The sequence below is a fragment of the Amycolatopsis sp. AA4 genome (assembly GCF_002796545.1).
In the GTDB taxonomy this organism is placed as follows: domain Bacteria; phylum Actinomycetota; class Actinomycetes; order Mycobacteriales; family Pseudonocardiaceae; genus Amycolatopsis.
This window is the reverse complement of sequence record NZ_CP024894.1, coordinates 4,436,669-4,459,361: the sequence shown is the minus strand read 5'-3', so window position 1 is coordinate 4,459,361 and position 22,693 is coordinate 4,436,669. Positions and strand designations below refer to the sequence as shown.

The following is a 22,693-nucleotide window of genomic DNA, read 5'->3' as shown; positions in this document are numbered from 1 at the left end:
AGATCCTAGGGGGCGGGCCGACGCCCCGGGGCCGGTTCGCCGAAGACGCCGGTCTCGAAACGGCTTCAACTCGGGTGTGCCGCACCGAACCGCTCGTCGACCTCTTCGGCGGTCAGGCCGAAGTCGGCGAGGTCGTAGCGGTGCCTCGGTTTCGCGTCCCCGGTGCGGCTCCGCTCGTGCAGCACGGTCATCGCGTCGCGCGCTCGCGGGGTGAGGCCCAGTCCGAAATGCCGGTAGACCCCCTCGACGGTGCCGATCGGGTCGGCGACGAAGTCCTCGTACCGGACGTCGCAGAACTGCGCGGGATTGTGCCGGGCGCGAGCGGCCGCGAACCGTTCCGCGCCGCGGGCCCACAGGTCGAGCTGGCTGCGTCCGACGACCTCGCCGCGGAACGTGTCCGACCAGCCTTCCGAAGCCTGTTCGGTCAGGCTGCACACCGACGCGATGATCGTGCTGGGCGCGCGATGGGTCTGCACGACCAGCGCGTCCGGGTAGACCTCCAGCAGCGCGTCGAGGGCGAACAGGTGGCTGGGGTTCTTGAGCACCCAGCGGCGGCCGGCGTCGGGCAGCCCGATGAGCTGCAGGTTGCGCCGGTGCCTGCGGTAGGCGTCGGTCCAGTCCTGGCCGTCGAGCCAGCGCGAGTAGCCGGGCACGTGCGCGAGGCATTCGTACGACACGGATTTCATCGACTGCCGCAGCAGCTGCCAGCATTCCTCGACCTGGTCCGCCGACATGTGGTGCAGGCCCATGAACTCCGGATGCTCGACGTGGTGCTGCTCGTATCCGGCCTGGATCGCTTGGAAGACCGGGTTTTCCGGCCAGGTCTCGCGCGGCGGGCGCGGCTGCGGCATTTCGGTCAGCCATACCTCGAGGCCCTGGTGCGCCGGGTCTTCGGTGAGCAGCCGGTGCAGCGCCGTGGTGCCGGTGCGCGGCAGGCCGGTGACGAAGATCGGCCGCTCGATGGGGACATCGGCGTACTGCGGGTGCTGCTTCCACGAGGCTTCGCTCAGCAAGCGCGCGACCAGCGCCCCGCGCAGGAAAGCACGGTGGACTTTGTTGCCGTACGGGGTCAAATCGGCTTCATGGGTGTAGGAATCGAGCAGGACGCGCAAGCCTTCGAGGTGTTCGTCGCCGCCGAAATCGTCGAGGCCGGTGAGTTTCGCGGCGGACGCGTGGAGGTCTTCGACCGTGCCGACGCTGTCTCGTCCTGGACGCATGCTCTTCCCCTCAGTGGTGGTATTCGCCGGCGTTGACGTCGAGGCATTGCCCGGTGACGCAGCGGGCGAGCGCGGACGCGAGGAACACGACGGTGTCGGCGATCTCGTCCGGTTCCGGGAGGCGGCGCAGATCGATGGTCTCCGCCGTTTCCGCGTACACCTGTTCCGCGGGCACGCCGCGTTCCTTGGCCAGGTAAGCGAAATACCACTTGAGCGAGTCCGCCCAGATGTAGCCCGGCGCGACGGAGTTGACCCGGATCCCCTGCGGTCCGAGTTCCGACGCGAGGCTTTGCGCGAGCGCGAGCAGACTCGCCTTCGCCATTTTGTACGCGCCGAAAGTGCGTCGGGAATGCCGCAGCACCGCCGAATTGATCATTACGACCGAACCGGCGCTCTCGGCGAGCGCTGAGGTGCACAGCCGGGTCAGCCGGAGTGCGGCAAGCACGTTGGTTTCGAAGCCGGCGCGCACCGCGTCGAGATCGACGTCGGCGAGATCGGTGATCGGCGGAATCGCGAAAGCGTTGTTCACCAACGTGTCCAGCCGTCCGAACTCGCTCAGCGCGGTCTCGACGAGCTTGGTCGCCGAGGCGTCGTCGGTGATGTCGGCCGGCACCGGAACGGCGCGGCGGCCGAGTGCCTCGACCTCGGCGGCGACCTCGGCGAGCCGGGATTCGGTGCGGGCCGCGAGGACGACGTCGGCCCCGGCGGCGGCGGACCGCAACGCGATGGAGCGGCCCAATCCCGGGCCGATTCCGGACACGAGAACGACTTTGCCGGTCAGGAGGTCCATGGTTTCAGCCCAGCATCCTGGCCGCGACCGCGGCCTGTCGCGCGGCGATCCGCTGTGCCCATTCCTCCGGGGTCACGCGGGCCTCGGAGTGGTAGGGCAGCCGGCCGGGCAGTTCGTCGAACTTCACGACCTCGACCTCCGGCCCGTCGGCCGCGGTGAGTTCGCGGGAAAGCCGCTGCCAGCGGATCTGGACGTAGCCGCGGTCGTGCCCGGTGCGTTCGAGCCAGTTCGCGACGCCGGGGTCGCGTTCGCTGATCACGAACCGCAGCTTGCCGTCCGGGTCGGCCCGCGCCTGGTCGGCGGTGAGGCTGGTCTGGTGGTGCACGTAGTCGAGCGAGACATACCAGGTGCTGCCGAGCTGAATGCCCTGGTACGGCGCGTCCGAACGGGGCACGGTGACGATCATGACCTCGTCGTCGGCGAGTTCGTAATGCCCGGCCGAGGAGTACTGCGTGGGCAGGCCGCCGGGCGTGCTGCGCGGTTCGGTCATCGTGTTCACCGGCAGGTTCAAGTAGAACCACTTCGGGAAGGCGAGGAACGTCCGCAGCCGGCTGAGCAGGATTTTTCCGGTGACGCCGTACCGTTTCTCCATCGCGGTGCGGGTCAGCGCGGGCGGGGCCTGGCCGGTGGTGTCCGCGCAGCGAAGCTGGATCGTGCCGCGCCGTTCGGTGGCCCAGTCGCTGTAGACCTCGCGGACGACGAGCATCGACGACCCGGGGCCGAGCACGAAATAGCCGGGCCCGGGATCGGGTTTCGCCGGGCCGAAGCGGATCTCGAAGGAACCGTCGGCGGCGACGGGGATGTCGCGGTCGTCGAACGCGGTCACGCTGTCGGGCACCTCGACCGGCGTGTAGTCCCCGTTGAGGACCTGGAAGCTGAGGTCGGCGGTGGTGCCGCGGGTGCCGGTGACGACGTATTCGCGGTCCTCGCGGATGTTCGCGTTGAAGTACAGGGTGTCCGGGTTGTCCAGGCCCATTTTCGTGTACGGGCCGGTGGAGAGGGTGAAGTACGGGAAGTCCCGGTCGTAGGCCCACGCCGTCTGGACGGACGCCCGGATGCTGCCCGCGAGGTAGTCGTAGCCCTCGATCAGGTCCTGTTCGGTGCGCACGTGCGGGGCCTCGGCGATGATCTTTTCGGCTTCGGCGATCGCGCCGGCGAGCGGTTCGGTCAGCACCGGAGACTCCTCACTGGTCCAGATCTGTACCGGAGTGGTACGTTCGACGGGTACCGAGACTAGAACGCGTTCTAAGGACGGGTCAATGGCGGTATCCCGGCGCTCGCCGCCGACCGAACGGGTCGTGCGGTTGCTGGACTATTTCGCGGCGCGGCCGGGGCAGCGGTTCGGGCTGTCCGCGCTGGCCCGCGAACTGGGCCTGAGCAAGCCGACCTGCCTCGGCATCCTGACCGAGCTGACGGCGAGCGGATACGTGGTCCGCGACCCCCGGACCACGACGTATCGCCTGGGCCCGGCGACGATCGCGGCCGGACGCGCGGCGGCGGAAGGCTTCGGCGCCAGCGAGATCGCCCGTGCGCACCTGGAAGAGCTGAGCGCCCGGTACCAGGCGACGTGCACCGCGTCGGCGGTGGTGGACGGGCGCATCCTGATGCTGCAGAGCGCCGGGCCGGGCAAGGTGCGGCTCGGCGAGACGTATCCGTTCGCGCCGCCGGTCGGGCTGATGTACGTGCTGTGGGACGCCGACTCCGCCTTCGACGCCTGGCTCGCGACGCCGCCCGCGGTGCCGGTCCGGCTGGACGAGGCGTACCTGCGGCGGGTGGTCGCGGAGTGCCGGGAACACGGCTATCTGGTGGAAAGCCTGACGTCGGCGGGCCGCCGGCTCTACACGCTGATGGCGGGCGTGGCCGCGGGCGACCTGCCGCCCGAGGTGCGCGGGCTCGTCGGCGAGCTGGTGTCGAGCCTGGGGGAGCGGGTGTACCTCGGCGCGGACCTGGAACCGCGGAAGAAGCACGCGGTGAGCCTGCTGGCCGCCCCGACCGTCGACGCGTCGGGGCGGCAGGAACTGGTGCTGACGTTGTCCGTCGGGGAGCCGATCACCGGTGCGGAAATCGCCCGCCGGGGCGCGGCTTTGGCGGCCGTCGCGGACGCGGTGACGGCGGAGGCGGGCGGCGTCCGTCCTGCTCGGCGCTGACCGCCGGGGTCAGGCCGGCTGGCCCCACATGTTCGCGGTCAGCTTCCAGCCCGGCTGGTCCTTCATCGTGGCCAGCGTTTCGTACAGCCGTTCGTACCCCGTGCTGCTGATCCGCCACCCGCCGTCCTCGCGCCGGTACGTGTCCTCGTAGTACGCGGCGCCCTCGATCACCACCCGGTGCTCGGCGACGATCACCTTGTCCTGGAACAGCCACCGGCCGGTCGCGGTGTCGCCGTCGATCTCGATTTCCGGGTGCCCGGCGAAGTGCATTGTCGTGATGCCGGGGCCGACGGTGGTGCGCAGGAACTCCATGAGCGCGTCGCGGTTGTGGAAGTTCAGCGGTTCGCCGTAGGCGGGCGTGCCGTAGTGCACGCGGGCGTCGGCGGTCAGCGTCTCCGCCATCTCGTCCCAGCGCTTCAGGTCGAGGCACCGGAGGTAGCGGAATTTCACGCGGCGGATTTCTTCGAGCGCGGCCAGATCCATCCGTTCAGCGTCCTCCGCCGCTTGACCGAGCGCAAGAACCTGTTCTACTTTTCTGGTCTCGAACCTCGGAAGGGCGGATCCGATGGCGACCCAGGCACCCCCGGCGTACGAGCTGAGCCACCTCGGTGCGCTCGAAGCCGAAGCCGTGCACGTCTTCCGCGAGGTCGCGGCGACCTTCGAACGGCCGGTGCTGCTGTTCTCCGGCGGCAAAGACTCGATGGTGATGCTGCACGTCGCGGCGAAGGCGTTTTGGCCCGCGCCGCTGCCGTTCCCGGTGATGCACGTCGACACCGGGCACAATTTCGACGAGGTCATCCAGTTTCGTGACGAAGTCGTCGCGCGCTACGGCTTGCGATTGCTGGTCGCGAGCGTCCAGGACGACATCGACGCGGGGCGAGTCGTCGAAGACCCGAAGGCGGGCCGGAACCGGCTGCAGACGGCCACGCTGCTGCGCGGCATCCGCGAGAACGGCTTCGACGCGGTGTTCGGCGGCGCGCGACGCGACGAGGAGAAAGCCCGGGCCAAGGAACGCGTGTTCAGCTTCCGCGACGAGTTCGGGCAATGGGATCCGCGGCGGCAGCGTCCGGAACTGTGGAATCTCTACAACGGCAGGCATCGCAAGGGCGAGCACATCCGGGTGTTCCCGCTGTCGAACTGGACCGAGCTGGACATCTGGCAGTACGTCGAAGCGGAGGGCGTGACCCTGCCGTCGCTCTATTACGCGCACCGCCGGCCGGTGGTCCAGCGCGACGGAATGCTCCTCGCCGAAACCCGGTTCCTGACCGTGTCCGAGGGCGAAGTTCCTTATCCGGCAACGGTGCGCTTCCGCACGATCGGCGACGCGACTTGCACCGGGTGCGTCGAATCGACTGCTTCCTCGCCCGCGGAAGTAGTGGCCGAGGTCGCCGCGACGCGGGTCACCGAACGCGGCGCGACCCGGGCCGACGACCGGATTTCCGAGGCCGGGATGGAAGACCGCAAAAAGGAAGGCTACTTCTGATGGGCGGGGTTACGACGGTGCGGCTCGCGACCGCGGGCAGCGTGGACGACGGCAAATCGACCCTGATCGGCCGGTTGCTCTTCGATTCCAAGACGGTCTTCACCGATCAGCTCGAAGCGATCGAACGCACGAGCCGGGACCGCGGCGACGCGTACCCGGATCTTGCCCTGCTGACCGACGGGCTGCGCGCGGAACGCGAACAGGGCATCACCATCGACGTCGCGCACCGGTATTTCGCCACGCCGAAGCGGAAGTTCATCATCGCCGACACCCCGGGGCACGTGCAGTACACCCGGAACATGGTCACCGGAGCGTCCACTTCGGACGTCGCGCTGATCCTGGTCGACGCGCGCAAGGGCGTGCTCGAGCAGTCGCGCCGGCACGCGTTCCTGGCCAGTCTGCTGGGCATCCGGCACCTCGTGGTGTGCGTGAACAAAATGGATCTCGTCGGTTGGTCGCAGGAACGGTTCGAGGAAATCCGCGAGGAGTTCCGTCGCTTCGCGATGAAGTTGCAGACCCCGGATCTGACCTTCGTGCCGATGTCCGCGCTGCACGGCGACAACGTGGTGCACCGGGGCGCGAGCATGCCTTGGTACGAAGGCACTTCGCTGCTGCACCATCTGGAGCAGGTGCACGTGGCCTCCGATCGGAATCTGGTCGACGCGCGGTTTCCCGTGCAGTACGTGATTCGCGAGCACAGCCGGGATTTCCGCGGCTATGCCGGGACCGTGGCCGGTGGCGTGTTCAAGCCCGGCGACGAGGTGACCGTGCTGCCGTCCGGGTTCACCACGACTGTGCGCGCGATCTGGGGTCCCGGCGGGGTCGAGGTGCCCGAGGCGTTCGCGTCGCTGGCGGTCACGATCGAGCTTGCCGACGAGCTGGACCTCAGCCGCGGCGACCTGATCTGCCGCCCGGGCAACCGTCCGCACGTCGGCCAAGACGTCGACGCGATGGTGTGCTGGTTCTCCGAACAGGCGGCACTCGTTCCGGGCGCGAACTACCTGGTCCGGCACACGACCCGCGAGACCAAGGCCGAGGTCCGCTCCCTCGACTACCGGCTCGACGTCACCACGCTGCACCGCGACGAGACCGCGGAGTCGTTGTCGCTCAACGAGATCGGCCGGATCCGGTTGCGGACCCGGCAGCCGCTGCTGTTCGACCCCTATGCCCGCAACCGGCCGACCGGCGGCTTCCTGCTGGTCGACGAGCACTCCGGCGACACCGTCGGCGCGGGCATGATCACCGGCCCGAGCGCGACCGCGCCGAACGTGGTCTGGCATCCGGCGGCGGTGTCGAGGGACGAGCGCGCGACCCGCGGCCGGACGGTGTGGCTCACTGGGCTGTCCGCCTCGGGCAAGTCGAGCGTGGCCGTGGAGCTGGAGCGCAGGCTGGTCGCCTCGGGCCGCCCCGCCTACCTGCTCGACGGCGACAACCTCCGGCACGGGCTCAACGCCGACCTCGGATTCGCCCCGGCGCAGCGGGCCGAGAACATCCGCCGTGTCGCGGAGGTCGCCAAGCTGTTCGCCGACGCCGGGGTCGTGGCGGTGGTGTCGCTGATCAGCCCCTACCAGGCAGACCGCGAACTCGCCCGGGCCGTGCACGAAGCCGCGGGTCTGCCGTTTCTCGAAGTTTTCGTCGACACCCCGCTCGAAGTGTGCGAGGACCGCGATCCGAAGGGCATGTACGCGAAGGCGCGCGCGGGCGAAATCACCGGGTTCACCGGAGTGGACGCTCCGTACGAACGGCCCGTGTCCCCGGACCTGGTGCTGCGCCCGGAAAACGGCGACCCGGCCGCGATGGCCGCATTGGTGCTCGCCGCTCTCGAGTGACGCCAAGCCGGATCTGGCGCGGCTCACCGTCGAGGCAGCCGATGCCCCGGCGGTGAGCCGACGGTCTAGCTAGCGCGACAGGGCCAGGCACCGGATGCCGAAGCGGTCGCCGTAGCTGTTGAAATAGGAGACCAGGCTGAAGCCTTTGGCCACCCAGGCCGGATTCTGCCAGCGGCACGCGGCGTGGAAGTCGATGGGCACCGACGTTCCGTGCCCGACACACCGCCAAGACGCGACATTGTCGCCGACGCTGGCGTCGGAATAGCCGAGAGAGTTGCAGTATTGGTTGACCGCGATTCCGCCGACATCCGCGTACGCGGACGGATTGGCCCAGCAGCGGCCGCCGTTGTTGGTCACGGTGAATCCGGCCGCCACCAGGTCGGAGAATTGCCACCGGCAGGCGGCCGTCAGCGGCACGGCGGTGTCGATTTTGTGGTTTCCGACGCAGAACCAGACGTCGGAGCGCCGGGTGACGTCCGCGAAGCCGTTCGCCTGGCAGAACTCGCGGAGCAGCATGCCGCCGAGGTCGCCGACCGTGGCCGGCGAAGCGGGCTTCGCGGGTGCCGCGGACGCAGCGGGGGAAATGAGCAGGAATGCGAGGAACGCGCCGCCCAACGCGGCCAATAGCGAACTCAACCGTGATGTTTTCATCGGAATCCGTCCGTCTCTGTCCGGAAGTATCGCTTTGGGTGCGCCTCGCGAAGCGGTCCGGGTATCGTTGCGCGCCGGGACGGGTGAGCACAATCAGCCTATGAGCGTAAGGCGTGGCGTCATTCGCGCCGCCTCCCGTCCTTCCTCCCGCGACCACGGCGATCCGGCCCCGACCCCGGCAAACGACCGCTAATCGGACTTCCGGGGCGGTATTAGGGGGTGGCAGGGATCTTGCCGGTGCGTAACGTCGGGCCGGTCACGCTGCACATCTAGCCCTGGGGGGCCGTTGAGCGAGTCGGAACGCACTCTGGTCGCCGCACTGCGTACGTCGTTGAAGGAGAATCATCGGCTCAAAGACGAGAACCGGCGGCTGCTCGGGGCGGCCGCGGGAGCGGAACCGGTCGCGATCGTCGGCGCGGGGTGCCGGCTGCCGGGCGGGATCGAGACGCCGGACCAGCTGTGGCGGCTCCTCGCGCGCGGCGGCGACGCGATCGGCGGGTTCCCGGACGACCGCGGCTGGGACGTCGAGCGGCGGTACGACCCCGAAGGCGCCCGGCCGGGCTCGATTTCCGTGCGGGAGGGCGGGTTTCTCGCCGGAGCGGGCGATTTCGACGCCGGGCTGTTCGGGATCAGCCCCCGCGACGCGCTGCTGATGGACCCGCAGCTGCGGCTCCTGCTGGAGACCGGGTGGGAATCGCTGGAGCGGGCCGGGATCCCGCCGCGTTCGCTGGGCGGCAGCCGGACCGGCGTGTTCACCGGCGTGATGTACCACGACTATCCGGGCAGCTTCGCCGCGTCGGGCATGGTGTCCGGCCGGGTGGCCTACACGTTCGGGCTGCAGGGGCCGGCGATCACGGTGGACACCGCGTGTTCGTCGTCGCTGGTCACCGTGCACCTGGCAGCTCAGGCACTGCGCGCGGGGGAGTGCGAACTCGCGCTCGCGGGCGGCGCGACCGTGATGTCGACGCCGCGCACCTTCGTCGAATTCAGCAAAGACGGCACGCTGTCGCGTGGCGCGCGGTGCCGGAGTTTCGCCGAATCCGCAGACGGCACCGCGTGGTCCGAAGGCTCGGCAATGGTGGTGCTGCAACGGCTTTCGGACGCTCGCCGATCCGGTCGGCCGATTCTGGCCGTGGTGCGCGGAAGCGCGGTCAACTCCGACGGCGCGTCGAACGGCATCACCGCGCCGAACGGTCCGGCGCAGCGTCGCGTGATCCGGCAGGCATTGGCGTCGGCCCGGTTGTCGGCCGCGCAGATCGACGTCGTGGAGGCGCACGGGACGGCGACGCCGCTCGGCGATCCCATTGAGGCGCAGGCGCTGCTGGCCACTTACGGCGCGGACCGGGGCGACGGGGAGCCGCTGCGGCTCGGGTCGTTGAAGTCCAATCTCGGGCACACGCAAGCCGCGTCCGGCGTCGCGGGGCTGTTGAAGCTGGGGCTCGCGTTGCAGCACGAACTGCTGCCGAAGACCTTGCACGTCGACGCGCCCAGCAGCCGGATCGAGTGGTCCTCCGGCGAGGTCGAATTGCTGACCGAGGCGACGCCATGGCCGCGCGGTGCTCGGCCGCGGCGAGGGGCGGTGTCCAGTTTCGGGTTGAGCGGGACGAACGCGCACGTCGTCGTGGAGGAAGCCCCGCTCCTCGCGGAACGAGCGGCGGACGATGGGGTGGCGGTGCCGGTGGTGCTCAGCGGGCACGATCCGGCGGCGCTGCGGGCACAGGCGGAACGGCTGGCGGAGCGGTTGCGCGCGCAGCCTCATCTCCGGCTGGCGGATGTGGCTCGGACTCTCGCGACCGGACGCACGCATCTCGAGCATCGGGCGGTGGTCGTCGCGCGGGATCGCGAGGAACTGCTGGCCGCACTGGACGATCCGCCCGCCCGGGTGGCGCGTGGCGAAGGAGCGTTGGCGTTCCTGTTCTCCGGGGGCGGCTCGCATCGGAGCGGCATGGGCGAGGAACTTGCCGCCGCGTATCCGGTGTTCGCGGCGGCGTACGCCGCGGCTTGCGCGGAACTCGACCGGCATCTGGACCGTCCGCTGCGGGAAGCGATCGGCGGTGCGCTCGACGAGTTCCGCTACAGCCAGGCAGCGCTGTTCGCGATCGAGGTCGCGCTGTTCCGGCTGGCCGAATCGTGGCAGCTGCTTCCCGACGTCCTTTGTGGACACTCCGGGGGCGAGCTGGCCGCCGCGCATTGTGCGGGCGTGCTGTCGCTCGCGGACGCGGCGGAGCTGGTCGTTTCGCGGGCGACGCTGATGCAGGCCCAGCCGCGCGGCGCGATGGCGGCGATCGAAGCCGAGCCGGAGGAGTTCGCCGGGGAAGCGGTCGACGTCGCGGTGGTCAACGGCCCGCGCGCGGTCGTCGTCGCCGGGGAGGAGGCGGCGGTGCTGGCCGTCGTCGCCCGGTTTTCCGCCGAGGGGCGGCGGACGAAGCGGCTGGCACTGGCGGTCGGTTCGCATTCGCGGCTGATGGACCCGGTGCTGGAGCCGTTCCGCGCGCTCGCGGCGCGGGTCGAGTACGCCGCGCCCGCGGTGCCGATCGTCTCCACGGTCACCGGCGAGCCGATCGGATCCTTCGACGCGGACTACTGGGTGCGCAACATCCGGCGCACGGTCCGGTTCGGCGACGCGGTCCGCACGCTGGAGAGCCAAGGCGTCACGCGGTTTTTCGAACTCGGCGCGGACGGGCCGTTGACCGCGCTGCTGCCGGACGCGCCACTGGCGGTCGCCGCCTTGCGCCGAGACGCGCCCGAGGACGTCGCGATCGCCGAGGCGATCGGGCAACTGCACGCCGACGGCGTCGCTCTGGACTGGGCCGCGGTTCTCGCCCCTCGCGCGGCGGCGCTGATCGACCTGCCGACGTACCCCTTCCAGCGCGAACGCTACTGGCTGTCCGCTTCGGACGAGGCCGGAGACCTGTCCGCGACCGGGCTCGAAGCCGCCGGGCACCCGTTGCTCGGCGCCGCGGTCCCGCTCGCCGACGGCGACGGATTCCTGCTGCACGGCCGGATTTCGACCGCCGCACAGCCGTGGCTGGCGGGGCACGCCGTCGGCGGCTCGGTGCTGTTCCCCGGCACCGGTTTCCTGGAACTCGCTCTGCGCGCCGGCGAGGAGACCGGCGGCGCGCGGGTCCAGGAGCTGACCGTGCACGCGCCGCTGGTGCTGGACGCCGACGGGGTCCGGATTCAGGTCCGCGTCGGTGCCGGTGACGAGGCTGGGGTACGGCCGGTGAGCATCCACGCGCAGTCCGGCGACGGGCCGTGGGTGCGGCACGCGGACGGTGTGCTGGCTCCGCCCGGTCCATTACCGGACCCGGTGCTGGCTTGGCCGCCTGCCGGAGCGGAGGAGATCGATCTCGACGGGATGTACGAGCTTCTGGCGGAGCGCGGCGTGGAGTACGGGCCGTTGTTTCAGGGACTGAAGACCGCTTGGCGGCGCGGGGACGAGGTGTTCGCCGAGGTTTCCCTGCCGGAATCCGCGGTGCTGGACGCCGCGGCGTTCGGCCTGCATCCTGGGCTGGCCGATTCGGCGCTCCACGCGATCGGCCTCGGACCGTCGACCGGGGCGGGGACGCTCCTGCCGTACTCGTGGTCCGAAGTGGACTTGTGGGCGGCTGGCAGTTCCGAACTTCGGGTGCGGGTGACGCCGCTGGCCGAGAACACAGTTTCCCTCTTCTTGACGGACTGTTCGGGCAATCCGGTGGCCACCGTCGGCTCGCTGGCGTTGCGGCCGGTCACCGGCGTACGGCGGGTTCCCCGCTCCGGGACGCTGCTCCGTCCGGAATGGACTGAGTGCACCCTCGCCGACGGGGGCGCGGAGGACGTCCAGACCTTGGTGGTCGAGCCAGGTGCGGACGCCGCCGCGGCACAGCGCGAGCTTCACCGGATTCTGCCCGCGCTGCGCACTGCGCTCACCGGCGAGCGTCGGATTGTGGTCGTCACTCGCTACGCGGCTGGGTTGCCTGGCGAACCGGTCGATCTGGCCGGTGCGGCCGTGGCCGGGCTGGTCCGTTCCGCGCAGACCGAACATCCGGGCCGGATTGTGCACCTGGACACCGACGCGTCACCGCCCGAGGAGTTGATCGCCGCCGCTCGTGAGCCCGCTGTCGTCATCCGCGGCGAGCGGACGCTGGCCCCGCGCCTGGTCGCCGTCGAAGCCGCCGAGAGCGCGGAATGGGGCCTGGGACCAGTGCTGATCACCGGCGGGACCGGGCAGCTCGGCCGGTTGGTGGCCGAACACCTCGTCCGTGAACACGGCGTCCGGGAGCTGGTGCTGGCGAGCCGAACGGGCCGAGGCGGCGATGATCTCGTTGCTGAACTGGCCGCTTTGGGCGCGCGGGTCGAGGTGGCGGTCTGCGATCTCGCCGACCGGTCCGCCCTCGCCGCGCTGCTGGCCGCGCACCCGGTCACCGCGATCGTGCACGCGGCGGGCGTCCTGGCCGACGGGATGCTCGCGTCGCTGACCCCGGACCAGCTCGACGCCGCATTCGAGGCCAAAGCCACCGCCGCCTGGAACCTGCACGAACTCGCCGGGGACGTGGACAAATTCGTCCTGTTCTCGTCCGCCGCTTGGATCCTCGGCGCGCCGGGCCAGGCCAACTACGCGGCGGCGAACGCGTTCCTCGACGCCCTCGCCCAGCACCGCCGCGCGCTCGGGCTGCCCGCGCAGTCGCTGGCCTGGGGATTGTGGAACTCCGACGAACGCACCGGCGGCCTCACCGCTGAGGCAGGCTTGGCGCTGTTCGACGCCGCCCTCGCCGACCCGGCACCGGTACTGGCCCCGCTGCGACTCGACACCTGGCGCGGCGACGACGTCCCGTCGCTGCTCCGTGCCCACGTGCGGACACCCCGGAGGGCAAGCGGTTCTGCCGCCGCCCGACTGCGCCGGACCCCGCCAGGCGAGCGTCGCGAACGGCTGGCGGAACTGGTCGGCGCGCAGGTCGCGGCGGTACTGGGCCATGCGGAGACGGTCGAACCCGGCCGCGCGCTGCCCGGCCTCGGTTTCGACTCGCTCACCGCGGTCCAGGTGCGCAACCGGCTGTCCGAACTGACCGGCCTGACCCTTGGCGCGACGCTGGTGTTCGATCACCCCACCGTCGCGGACCTGGCCGAATTCCTGAACGAGTCCTTTTCGGACACTCCTGCGGCACCGGCGGTCTCGACACCGGCAGACCCGGTCGCGCGGTTGTTCGCCGAGGCAGTGGCGGCCGGGCGGGTACCGGAAGGCGTCGCGCTGCTCGGTGCCGCGGCGAACCTTCGCCCGTCCTTCCACCAAGCGCCTACCGGATCGCGGCCGATCCGGTTGGCCGACGGACCGCGGCGGCCCGCACTGCTCTGCGTGCCCTCGCCAGCGGCGATGACCGGTGCCGTCCAATATGGACGCTTGGCCGCGCCGTTCCGCGGCGACCGGCGGTTCTCCGTGCTGTCCCTGCCCGGCTTCACGGTGGACGAGCCGCTTCCGGCCGACCTCGCCACGCTCGTCGCGGCACTCGCCGAGCAGGCCCGCGAAGCTGCCGAAGACGAACCGTTCGCCTTGCTCGGCTATTCCTCCGGCGGCCTGCTGGCCGAAGCCGTCGCGGCGGAACTGGCGCGGACCGGCCGTGCGCCGGCGGGGCTGTGCCTGCTGGACACCTACGAAATCGGCGGCCCGGCCGAGCGCGCGGTCCACGCGATGGCCGGGGAAGTGCTGACCCGCCAGGACGACGGCGGATTCGACCGCGCCCAGCTGACCGCCATGGGCCGCTACCTCGGGCTGCTCGCCGCCGCGGGGCCGCCGGACCTCCGGGTCCCGACCGTGCTGCTGCGCTCCGCCCGCAGCTTCGGGGACGGGGCCGGGGCGGCTTGGCAGACGACGTGGTCGCGGGCCGACCGCGTGGAAACCGTGCCCGGGGACCATTTCAGCCTCGTCGCCGAGGACGCGGAGAGCACCGCCTCGGCAGTCGGGGCATGGCTGGAATCCGTGGCAGAACCGATCGTCGAAACCGTTACCGGACTTGGGAGTTCGTCGTGAACCGTGGAGTGTGCCCGTACCCGTTCGAACCGTCGGCGCTGACTGTCGACGCGCGGTACGCCGAGATGCGCGAGCAGCAGGGGATGAGCCGGGTGCGGCTGCCGTTCGGCGGGGAGGCGTGGCTGGCGACGCGGTACGAGGACGTGCGGGCCGTGCTGGTGGACCGGAGGCTGATGCGGAGCCTGACGGTCGGCAAGGACGCGCCGCGCGGGACCGAGGCGATCGAGAGCGAAAGCTCGATCATCACCATGGACCCGCCGACGCACTCCCGGCTGCGGCGGCTCGTCGCGGCCGCCTTTACGCCGAAGCGGGTGGAAACGCTGCGCCCGCGGATCCAGGAAATCGCCGACGGCCTGATCGACGGGATGATCGAGCAGGGCCCGCCGGCGGACCTGGTGTCGTCCTTCTCGATCCCGCTGCCGATCACCGCGCTGTGCGAGCTGCTGGGCGTGCCGCAGGAGGATCGCGACAAGGTGCACACGTGGACCGACACGATGCTGATGCTCAGCGGCGAGGGCCTGGACCACACCTCGATCATGACCGCGCAGAGCGAATTGTGGGGCTACATCGCCGGCCTGGTCGCGGAACGCCGCGAGACGCCGACCGACGACCTGATCGGCGCGCTCGTGCGGGCCCGCGACGACGAGGGCCGGCTGACCGAGGGCGAGCTGATCGACCTGTCCGGCGGAATCCTCGCCGTCGGCCACGAGACGACCGCGAACCACATCTCCAACCTGCTCTACACGCTGCTCACGAATCCGGACCAGCTGGCCCGCCTGCGCGCCGACCCCGGCCTGATGCCGTCGGCGGTCGAGGAACTGCTGCGGTTCGTCCCGCTCGGCGCGAGCGCCGGGTTCGCGCACATCGCGAGCGAGGACGTCGAAATCGGCGGCCAGCTGATCCGCAAGGGCGAGGCGGTGTTCGCCGACCTGGAGGGGGCGAACCGCGACGCGACCGTGTTCGAGTGCCCGGAGGATTTGGACTTGGCCCGGACGCGCAATCATCACGTCGGTTTCGGTCATGGTCCGCATCATTGCCTGGGCGCCCAGATGGCGCGGTTGGAGCTGCAGGTCGCGTTGGGGACGTTGCTGGCGCGGTTCCCGGATCTGGAGCTCGCGGCGGAGGTGCCGTGGCTGACGGCGCGACGGCAGCGGGGGCCGGAGCGGCTGGAGCTGACCTGGACCACTGCGTTGCCTGCGCAGTGATCGGGCTAGGCGCTCACCATCCGCTGCGGTAGAAACTCCGCGACACAAAACTGCTCGCCTCCGCAGCCCGCGCCGCGCACAGTTCCTCCTTCACTGCTCGCGCCTGCTTCACCAGCGGATCGTCGCCCGGCGCGAGTGCCAGCAGATCGATGACGTGCAACGCCTCCTGCACCCGTCCCTCCCCGCGCAGTCGGTCGGCCTGGTCGAGCACTGCCTGCTTGTCCGTGATCGCCTCGGCCCGGACCGCGGCCGCGACGTCTGGGCGGGACGGGTGCAGCGTCGTCGGATTCCCGTCCCACCAACCGGTTTCCGAGCGCACGACGTCGCGGACGATGTACTCCCGGTGGCCGTAGTGCTCGCGCATCCACGGCACGTCGAACAACTCGGCCGGATACCGCAGATCGTGCACGATGTCGTCGACCCGCCGGCCGCGGTTGAGCTGGTCCACGACCGCGCCGCGCAGCCATCGGAGCGCAGCGGCGGTCATGGTGAGCTGCCGGACCGGATCCTCCCGGACTACCGGACCGAACTCCGGCACCAGCACGGCCGGGTTCAGGGCGGCGAGCCGGTCCAGCGTGTCGGCCCAGCGGACGGTGTCGCGCATGGTCCGCATCGGCGTCCCGATGTTGGGGATCCCGTTGATCACCGCGGCACTGCCGTACAAAACCCGCTGGGACGGCAACCACACCGCGGTCACGTCGTCGGTTTCCGAGGGCGCCCACAGCAGCCGGACGTCCGGCGCGAGCGTCATCGCTTCCCGGTAGGTCTGGTCGGGGAAAGTGACCGGCGGCGGCGCCGTCAGGTCGGCCATCGGGCGGCGGAACTGCCGGGTGTTGATGTGGTTCTGCAATCCGGCCGTCTCGAGGTACCGCTGGTAGCGCCGGACGACGTTCTCGTGCGCCACGACGGTCGGGCGGCGTTCTCCGTGCGCGGCGGCGTACTCGAAGAAGCCGGGCACGCCGTAGTTGTAGCCCAGATGCCCGTGGCTGTAGACAATCCACCGGACCGGCTCGTTCAGCTGGTCCAGCACCGGCGCGACGAGGTCCGGAGACGGGCCGGTGTCGACCACGACGACACCCGAGGCCGTTTCCACCGCGAGGCTGTTGCCCTGCAGGCCGATCGAGCGGACGCCGGGCGCGACCTCGGTGATCTCGCCGGTGCCGTACAGCGGGTTTTTGGTGTCCTGGAAAGGCATCAGCCGACCACCTCGGTGCGGAGTCCGAGCCGCCGCGCGGTGCGGTCCGGGTTGACGAAGAACACGGCGAGCAGACCCCCCGCGACGGACAGCAGGCCGCTGATCGTGAAGGCGAGCGTGAACCCGGCCCCGGGCGACGACGCGGCCTGGATCAGCCGTCCGGTCAGGTACGGGGCGAGTAGTCCGGCGGTGGTGACCAGGCCGACGGTGATCGACAGCACCGCGCCGCGCTGCCGGGTCGGGCTGATCTCGGCGTTCATCGTGACGCCGAGAGCGAACACCACCCCGCCGAGGCTGAACGCGACGGTGAGCAGCGCGATCTGGAACCAGCCGCCGGTGTGCGGGAACAGCAGCATCGCGAGACCCGAGACCAGCACCGCGACGCCGCCGAGCACGCCGCGGGCCACCCGGCTCGACACGCCGCGCCGCATCAGCCGGTCGCTCAGCGCGCCCTGGGCGAGGTTGAACACGACCGACGCGATCCACGGCAGCGCGACCAGCGTCCCGGTGGTCACCGTGCTGTAGTGCAACGCCGTTTCGAGGTAATGCGGCACCCACGCGACCAGCACGGCCAGCGCCCAGTACGCGGCGAAACCGGCCAGGAAACCGCCGAGCCAGGTGCCGTTGAGCAGGATCCGCCGGTAGGGCACGCGCGGTTCGTCCGCTTCCGACTTGACCGCGGTCGCGTGCACCGAAGCGGTTCCGGCGACCTTGCCCTCGCGGCCGAAGATCGCCCACAGCAGCGACCACACCAGCCCGACGACGAGCAGCGCGAAGAAGGCCCACCGCCAGCCGTATCCGACGATCAGCGCCGTCAGCAGCGGCGACGCCAGCGCCACGCCGATGCCGGAACCCGCGTTGAGCAACGCGCTGGGCAGGCCGCGTTTCTCGTTGGGGAACCATTTGTACGCCGCGTGCATGGCCAGCGGATTCGCCGGGCCCTCGGCCGCGCCCAGGACGATCCGGCTGACCAGCACCGCGCCGAAGCCGACGGTGCCGAGCATCGGGGCCTGCGTCAGCGCCCAGACGACGCCGAGCACCAGCAGGATCCACTTCGTCGGCACGCGGTTCGACACGAAGCCGACCACGATCGCGGAAATGCTGAACAGGAAGTAGAACCCGCTGCTGATCAGGCCGTACGCCTCGGGCGACAGGCCGAGATCGTGCATGAGCGGTTTCGCGGCGAGGCCGAGCACGGCCTTGTCCGCGAAGTTGATCAGCATGAACACCAGCAGCAGCCCGGTGACGACCCAGCCGCGCGCGCTGGTGCCGCGGGTGCGCCGGTGCGCAGTGGTTTCGGCGGGGAGAGCGGGAGCGTTCATCGTGGGTCCCCATTTCAACGTCGTTGTCGGACGGGGTGGGCGGGCGGGTCAGCGGTTCAGAAGGCCCAGCGGGTGCGGCCCTCGGTGCGGGTGCGCAGCTGTTCGGCGCGGTCGGTGCCGTCGAGCACGGCCTGGGATTCGGCGGCGGCCCAGGCGTAGACGCCCTTGGCCATCGTCGAGGTCGCGGCTTTTTCCAGCGCGGTGAACACTTCCGCGCGGGCGGTGTGCGCGGTCTCGTCCTCCGGTGCCGCGTCCACCGCGAGCTGGGCGAAGTGCCCGGCCAGCCGGTGTTCGCCGGCGGCGAGCAGTTCCCGGGCCCGCGCGGCCAGCCGGTCGGGGCCGCCGGACAGGTCGGCGAGTTCGCGGGACAGGTCGGCGCGGCGGGCGGGTTTGAGGTTGGCCGGGTTGCCGTCGTACCAGCCGCCGTAGAGCCGCCAGACGTTGCGCACGACGAATTCCGGTTCGTCGTAAGAGGGTTTGAGATACGGCTTGGCCAGCAGTTCGGCGGGCGCGGTGACGCCGTGCACGACCTCGTCGAGCGTGGCTCCCGCGTTCATCGCGTCCACCGTCTGGTCGTGCAGGGTTTCGAGGAACTCGGCGGTGTCGGACAGCGCGGTCCGGATCCGGTCGGCGCCAGCGATCGGCACGCCGTGCCCGGGGAGAAGGAGTTCCGCGCCCAGACCGGCCATCCAGCGCAACGCCTGCGCCCACTCGGCGGCGTAACGTTGCACCTTCTGCGGGTTGCCCGGGTTGGGGGAGGACCAGATGAAAAAGTCGCCGCAGCACAGGATTTTCCGGTCGGGCAGCCAGGCGATCGTCGCGTCGTCCGTCTCGCCGCGGCCGTGCTTGAGCTGGACGTCGAGGTCGCCGACTCGCAGCGTCGTGGTGTCCCGGTAGGTGACGTCGGGGTGCCGGTACCGGTCGGGCCAGCGGAAGCCGGGCGACTGGAACTGCCGCTGGTTGATCACCGTGTTGTAGCCGCGGGTGCGCTCGTACCGCGCGAACCGCGGCGGCGTGTTTTCGTGCGCCAGCACGGACGGGCGCCGCCAGCCGCGCTCCTCGGCTTCGAGATCGAACGGGCCGACGCCGAAGACGTGGTCGATGTGGCCGTGCGAGTAGACGGCGGTGTGCAGCGGAGCGTCGGTGCGGGCGCGGGTCGCGCCGAAAAGGTCCTTCGCGGTGCGGCGTTCGCCGGTGTCGAAGCAGAACAGGCCGTCGGCGGTGGGGAAGAGGAAGACGTTGCCGAACGCCGGCCACATCCAGACGCCCTCGGCCAGCTCGTGCAGACCGTCCTTGCGCAGCGTGCCGGTGTGGTAGACGCGGGTGTCGGCCTCGCCTCGCCAGACCTTGTCGGCGTAGTCGAGCAGGTCAGTCACGGGATGCCTCCTGAGCGTTCTCGGTGAACAGGGCGTCGACGGCGACCAGGTCGTCGCCGGTGACGCAGAGCGGGTTGAGGTCGGCTTCGGCGAACTCCGGATGGTCGCCGAGGATCTGGATCAGTCCGTCGATCGCGGCGGCGACGGCGGTTGCCGGGGCGGCGAGGACGTCACCGGCCCATTCGGCCAGTTCCGCCCGCTGCTCTGGGGTTGCCGGGAGCAGCAGCGCACGGCGGGGTGCGGTGGGGTCTTCGGCGCGGTCGCCGCCTGCGCCGAGGACGACGGCGGTGCCGTACAACGGATCCCGCGTCGCGCCCAGGGCGAGTTCGGCGGTGTGCGGCAGCAGCGGCTGCACGACGAGGGTGCGATCCGGGTCGGTGGAGACCTCGTCCAGCCGCGCTTGGAGCGTGTCCAGCACGGCAGGCAGTTCGGCTGCCGTGACGCCGACACGGACCAGCTCGGCCCGAGCCCGGTGCGGCACGTCGGCGGCATCGCCCTTGACGACGTACGGCTCCGGCCAGCCGTGTTGCGCCACGGCCGCCGCGAGATCGGTTCCGGCGACGGTGTCCACGTGCGGGATGCCAGCCGCTTCCAGCAGCGGAACGGACCGCAGTTCAGTCCACACTGGACGGTCCTCGGCCGCGCTGCGATGTGCGGGTTCCGGGACCCGGTCCGGGACCAGCACCCGAAGGCGGCGCACGAGAGCGCCGATGCTGGGCAGCACGGTGTCCGGCCGTCCGACGTTCGCCAGCTCGCCGGGCGGCGCGCAGGCCCAGACGAACCACGTCGGTGTCCGCATCGCGGCGGCAGCGGCGGCCAGCCGGTGGTACGCCTCGCGGAACCGGTCGCCGAATGTCAGATAGAGCACGACGCCGTCCAGTTCCGGGTCCTCGTCGAGCGCGCCGAGCAGATCGCCGACCCGGTCGAGCCAGCGGTCGATGTTGCCGCCGAGGTCGACGGGGTTTTCGTCGGCCGCCTCGACGCCGCCGATCTCCGCGAGCTTCGCGCGGGTCGCGCCGGACAGCGGCGGGATGCGGACGCCCAGCGCGGTCAGGTTGTCGGCGAGGATTCCGCCCGCGCCGCCGGACATCGTGAGCACGGCCAGCCGCGGAGCCGGAGGAAGCGTCGTCCCTTTGCGGGCGCAGAGCACCGCGTCCACGAGCTGGTCGTCGTCCGTGACCAGGTGAATGCCTTCCTGGCGGCACAGCGAGGCGAGCAGGAAGTGGTCACCGGCGACGGCGGCGGTGTGGGACAGCGCGGCCTGCCGACCGGCGGCGCTGCTGCCGACCGCGAGCGCGACCACGGTCTTGCCCGCCGCCCGGGCCTGCCGGCCGAGCGCTCGAAGGCCGTCCGCGTCGCGCACGCCTTCGAGATAGAGCACGAGCACCTCGACGTCGGGCTGCTCGAGCAGGTCGCTGCCGATTTCGTGACTGGACAGGCAGGCTTCGTTCCCGACGCTCGCGTAGTACGAGTACCCGATCCCGGCCTGTTCGAGCAGGTCAGCGAGCACGAACCCCATCGCGCCGCTCTGCGTGACGATCGCGATCGGACCCGGCGGCACGCGGTCGCGGTCGAGGAACACGGTCGTCGACAACTGCACGCCAGCGGGGTGGCTCACCACGCCGAGGCAGTTCGGGCCGAGCACCGGCAGGTCTCCGGCGGCCTCGCGGAGTTCGTCCTCCAACACGGCGTTGCCGCCCTCCGCGAAACCCGACGCGAAGACGATGACGGCACCGGAACCGAGGTCGCGCGCCTGCCTGACCAGAGCGGGGACGGTTTCCGCCGGGGTCGCGAGGACCACCAGGTCGGGGCCGTAGCCGATCTCGGCGAGCGAGCCGACCGTGCGCACGCCGGGCAGGTCGAGCGGGCCGCGGGAGACGGCGAAGACCTCGCCGCCGTAGCCGCCGCGCAGCAGCCGGTCCAGAGCGATCCGTCCCCAGGACAGCGCGGTCGTCGCGGACACGCCGACCACGGCGACCGACTTCGGGCGGAACAGCGGCTCGCAGCGCATCGGTGCGGGACCTCCTGTGATCGCGGTCATGGACACAACCCCAACTGTCGCCGCTGACCTGTCCAGCTGGTAGCGCACATTGCCCAGGTTTTCGGCTACCGTGCTGTGACATGTCACAACTGTCGTGGCGCAGCTTCGAGCACCGGCTGCCGAAGCTGGGCGAGCGGACGATCCGCCGGTACGTCGAGACCTCGCCGCACTACCGCGGCACGGCGCCCGCCCACCTGCACCTGCACATGGCGCACACGGTCCGCGAGTTCGGCCGGATGTTCGCGCGCGCGGCGCGGGAGGGGAACGACCCGCGCGAGGACGAGCTGGAGCTGTTCCGGCAGCGGGGCCGCGAGCGCGGCGCGGAGGGGCTGCCGGTCAGCGAGTTCGTGCACGCCTATCTGCTGGCGGCCGAGGAGATGTGGACCGAGATCGACGACCTGTCCGGCGGCGCTCCGCCCGCGGAGACGACCGCGGTGCTGCTGAACTGCCTGCACCGGGTCTTGAACGTGGCGGTGCAGGCGCACCAGAAAGAATTCCAGACCGCGGACCACGAACAGCGCGAGGCGGCGCGCGCTCTGGTGCGGCGGCTGGCCGCGGGGGAGGTGGTCCCGGAACCGGCGGACGTCCGGCTCGCTCCCGCGTACGGCGTGCTGGCGCTGCGGTTCGCCGCCGACCCGGCGGATTCCGTCGGCGACGCGGTGGGCCGGCACTTGGCCGGTCAGCGGAAGGCGCGGTTGCTGCTGCAGCACCTGCATCGCGAACTGTCCGGAGACGTGCTGGCCGCCTTGGACCCGGACGGCGGCCTGCTGCTGCTTCCGTCCACTTCGGACACTCCGGACGCGGCACTGGCCGAGGCCCGGCTGGCGGTGCCGCGAGCGCACCAGACGACGGGCGTGGAGATCACCGGCGCGTTCGCCCACGCCGCCGAGCTGGCGGAAATCCCGGCGGCAGTCGCGGAGGCGGAGCGGCTCCTGCGGCTGAACTCCGTCCCCGGCACCGTCGCGGTGCTCGCGGACCACCTGTTCGAATACCAGCTGAACCACGACAGCGCGGCGACGCCTCAGCTGCGTGCGCTCGCGGCGCGGCTGAGCGGCGAACCGGATCTGACGACGACGCTCCGGACGTATTTCGACACCGACTTCAACCGTCGCGAGACCGCGCGCAAACTGCACGTACATCCGAACACAGTGGACAATCGCCTGTCCCGCATCGCCAATCTGACCGGTGCGGATCCGCGGACGGCGAAGGGGCTGTTGCTGCTCGGCGCTTCGCTGGGCTTGGCGGGGTGATCATCCGGCGAGCGAGGCGCTGCCGAAAGGCGGCACCTGGACCTCGGCCGGGGCGAAGACGAACGACAGCCGGTGATCCTGGACGACCGCGGTGAGCGGCTTCGAGACATCCGTGCTCTGCAACGATTGATCCGGGCCGGCGTCGACCGTCGCGGAGCCGGAGAAGGTCGGGCGCTCCAGAGT

The 22,693-nt window shown here is 70.8% G+C and carries 16 protein-coding genes; 6 read left to right on the top strand and 10 right to left on the bottom strand.

What is annotated here, in order from left to right:
* Positions 1-65: 65 nt before the first annotated feature.
* The 3 genes from CU254_RS20770 to CU254_RS20760 are packed head-to-tail and all read right to left on the bottom strand — an operon-like array spanning position 66 to position 3,181.
* Entirely contained in the window at positions 66-1,217 is a 1,152-nt protein-coding gene (locus CU254_RS20770) for a sulfotransferase (protein ID WP_009079056.1), read from the bottom strand.
* A gap of 10 nt (positions 1,218-1,227) precedes the next feature.
* On the bottom strand, positions 1,228-2,007 hold the full coding sequence (locus CU254_RS20765; protein WP_009079053.1) for an SDR family oxidoreductase: 780 nt from the start codon (positions 2,005-2,007) through the stop codon (positions 1,228-1,230).
* A gap of 4 nt (positions 2,008-2,011) precedes the next feature.
* Positions 2,012-3,181: a DUF1214 domain-containing protein gene (locus CU254_RS20760; RefSeq protein WP_037714316.1), complete on the bottom strand. Its 1,170-nt coding sequence runs from the start codon at positions 3,179-3,181 to the stop codon at positions 2,012-2,014.
* A gap of 85 nt (positions 3,182-3,266) precedes the next feature.
* Here CU254_RS20760 and CU254_RS20755 point away from each other — a divergent pair, with 85 nt between their 5' ends.
* Complete coding sequence (locus CU254_RS20755; RefSeq protein WP_009079050.1) at positions 3,267-4,154, top strand: helix-turn-helix domain-containing protein; 888 nt, start codon at positions 3,267-3,269, stop codon at positions 4,152-4,154.
* Between the two features lie 9 nt (positions 4,155-4,163).
* Here the strand turns inward: CU254_RS20755 and CU254_RS20750 are convergent, their stop codons facing one another.
* Positions 4,164-4,637 carry a nuclear transport factor 2 family protein gene (locus tag CU254_RS20750; RefSeq protein ID WP_009079048.1) on the bottom strand — a complete coding sequence of 158 codons (474 nt, stop codon included), beginning with the start codon at positions 4,635-4,637 and terminating at the stop codon, positions 4,164-4,166.
* A gap of 82 nt (positions 4,638-4,719) precedes the next feature.
* Here CU254_RS20750 and cysD point away from each other — a divergent pair, with 82 nt between their 5' ends.
* Positions 4,720-5,637 (top strand): sulfate adenylyltransferase subunit CysD, encoded by a 918-nt coding sequence (cysD, locus tag CU254_RS20745; protein ID WP_009079046.1) that lies wholly within the window; start codon positions 4,720-4,722, stop codon positions 5,635-5,637.
* Positions 5,637-7,466: an adenylyl-sulfate kinase gene (gene cysC, locus CU254_RS20740; protein ID WP_037714313.1), complete on the top strand. Its 1,830-nt coding sequence runs from the start codon at positions 5,637-5,639 to the stop codon at positions 7,464-7,466. Before cysD ends, cysC begins: the two co-directional genes overlap by 1 nt.
* 69 nt (positions 7,467-7,535) lie before the next feature.
* Here the strand turns inward: cysC and CU254_RS20735 are convergent, their stop codons facing one another.
* Positions 7,536-8,117 carry a hypothetical protein gene (locus CU254_RS20735; protein ID WP_009079042.1) on the bottom strand — a complete coding sequence of 194 codons (582 nt, stop codon included), beginning with the start codon at positions 8,115-8,117 and terminating at the stop codon, positions 7,536-7,538.
* Positions 8,118-8,403: 286 nt separating this feature from the next.
* On the opposite strand from CU254_RS20735, the gene CU254_RS20730 reads away from it, so the two are divergent.
* Positions 8,404-14,121: a type I polyketide synthase gene (locus tag CU254_RS20730; RefSeq protein WP_009079040.1), complete on the top strand. Its 5,718-nt coding sequence runs from the start codon at positions 8,404-8,406 to the stop codon at positions 14,119-14,121.
* Positions 14,118-15,326 carry a cytochrome P450 gene (locus CU254_RS20725; protein ID WP_009079039.1) on the top strand — a complete coding sequence of 403 codons (1,209 nt, stop codon included), beginning with the start codon at positions 14,118-14,120 and terminating at the stop codon, positions 15,324-15,326. Before CU254_RS20730 ends, CU254_RS20725 begins: the two co-directional genes overlap by 4 nt.
* Before the next feature lie 13 nt (positions 15,327-15,339).
* On the opposite strand, the gene CU254_RS20720 is transcribed toward CU254_RS20725, so the two are convergent.
* The 4 genes from CU254_RS20720 to CU254_RS20705 are packed head-to-tail and all read right to left on the bottom strand — an operon-like array spanning position 15,340 to position 21,260.
* Entirely contained in the window at positions 15,340-16,521 is a 1,182-nt protein-coding gene (locus tag CU254_RS20720) for an alkyl sulfatase dimerization domain-containing protein (RefSeq protein ID WP_009079037.1), read from the bottom strand.
* Positions 16,521-17,843, bottom strand: a complete 1,323-nt coding sequence (locus tag CU254_RS20715) for an MFS transporter (protein ID WP_009079035.1) — start codon at positions 17,841-17,843, stop codon at positions 16,521-16,523. Before CU254_RS20715 ends, CU254_RS20720 begins: the two co-directional genes overlap by 1 nt.
* A 56-nt stretch (positions 17,844-17,899) precedes the next feature.
* Positions 17,900-19,219: an alkyl sulfatase dimerization domain-containing protein gene (locus tag CU254_RS20710; protein ID WP_009079033.1), complete on the bottom strand. Its 1,320-nt coding sequence runs from the start codon at positions 19,217-19,219 to the stop codon at positions 17,900-17,902.
* Positions 19,212-21,260, bottom strand: coding sequence for an acetate--CoA ligase family protein (locus CU254_RS20705; protein ID WP_199785944.1), 2,049 nt, complete (start codon positions 21,258-21,260; stop codon positions 19,212-19,214). Before CU254_RS20705 ends, CU254_RS20710 begins: the two co-directional genes overlap by 8 nt.
* Positions 21,261-21,340: 80 nt before the next feature.
* Here CU254_RS20705 and CU254_RS20700 point away from each other — a divergent pair, with 80 nt between their 5' ends.
* On the top strand, positions 21,341-22,510 hold the full coding sequence (locus tag CU254_RS20700) for a helix-turn-helix domain-containing protein (RefSeq protein WP_009079032.1): 1,170 nt from the start codon (positions 21,341-21,343) through the stop codon (positions 22,508-22,510).
* Here CU254_RS20700 and CU254_RS44645 read toward each other — a convergent pair whose 3' ends face one another.
* A complete protein-coding gene (locus CU254_RS44645; protein WP_255409760.1) occupies positions 22,511-22,633 on the bottom strand; it encodes a hypothetical protein in 123 nt (40 codons plus the stop codon).
* Positions 22,634-22,693 lie beyond the last annotated feature (60 nt).

Excerpts from the sequence above, each read along its gene's own strand:
- CU254_RS20770 (WP_009079056.1), bottom strand. The coding sequence starts at position 1,217 with ATGCGTCCAGGACGAGACAGCGTCGGCACGGTCGAAGACCTCCACGCG.
- CU254_RS20765 (WP_009079053.1), bottom strand. The coding sequence starts at position 2,007 with ATGGACCTCCTGACCGGCAAAGTCGTTCTCGTGTCCGGAATCGGCCCG.
- CU254_RS20755 (WP_009079050.1), top strand. The coding sequence starts at position 3,267 with ATGGCGGTATCCCGGCGCTCGCCGCCGACCGAACGGGTCGTGCGGTTG.
- CU254_RS20750 (WP_009079048.1), bottom strand. The coding sequence starts at position 4,637 with ATGGATCTGGCCGCGCTCGAAGAAATCCGCCGCGTGAAATTCCGCTAC.
- cysD (WP_009079046.1), top strand. The coding sequence starts at position 4,720 with ATGGCGACCCAGGCACCCCCGGCGTACGAGCTGAGCCACCTCGGTGCG.
- cysC (WP_037714313.1), top strand. The coding sequence starts at position 5,637 with ATGGGCGGGGTTACGACGGTGCGGCTCGCGACCGCGGGCAGCGTGGAC.
- CU254_RS20735 (WP_009079042.1), bottom strand. The coding sequence starts at position 8,117 with ATGAAAACATCACGGTTGAGTTCGCTATTGGCCGCGTTGGGCGGCGCG.
- CU254_RS20720 (WP_009079037.1), bottom strand. The coding sequence starts at position 16,521 with ATGCCTTTCCAGGACACCAAAAACCCGCTGTACGGCACCGGCGAGATC.
- CU254_RS20715 (WP_009079035.1), bottom strand. The coding sequence starts at position 17,843 with ATGAACGCTCCCGCTCTCCCCGCCGAAACCACTGCGCACCGGCGCACC.
- CU254_RS20705 (WP_199785944.1), bottom strand. The coding sequence starts at position 21,260 with ATGACCGCGATCACAGGAGGTCCCGCACCGATGCGCTGCGAGCCGCTG.
- CU254_RS20700 (WP_009079032.1), top strand. The coding sequence starts at position 21,341 with ATGTCACAACTGTCGTGGCGCAGCTTCGAGCACCGGCTGCCGAAGCTG.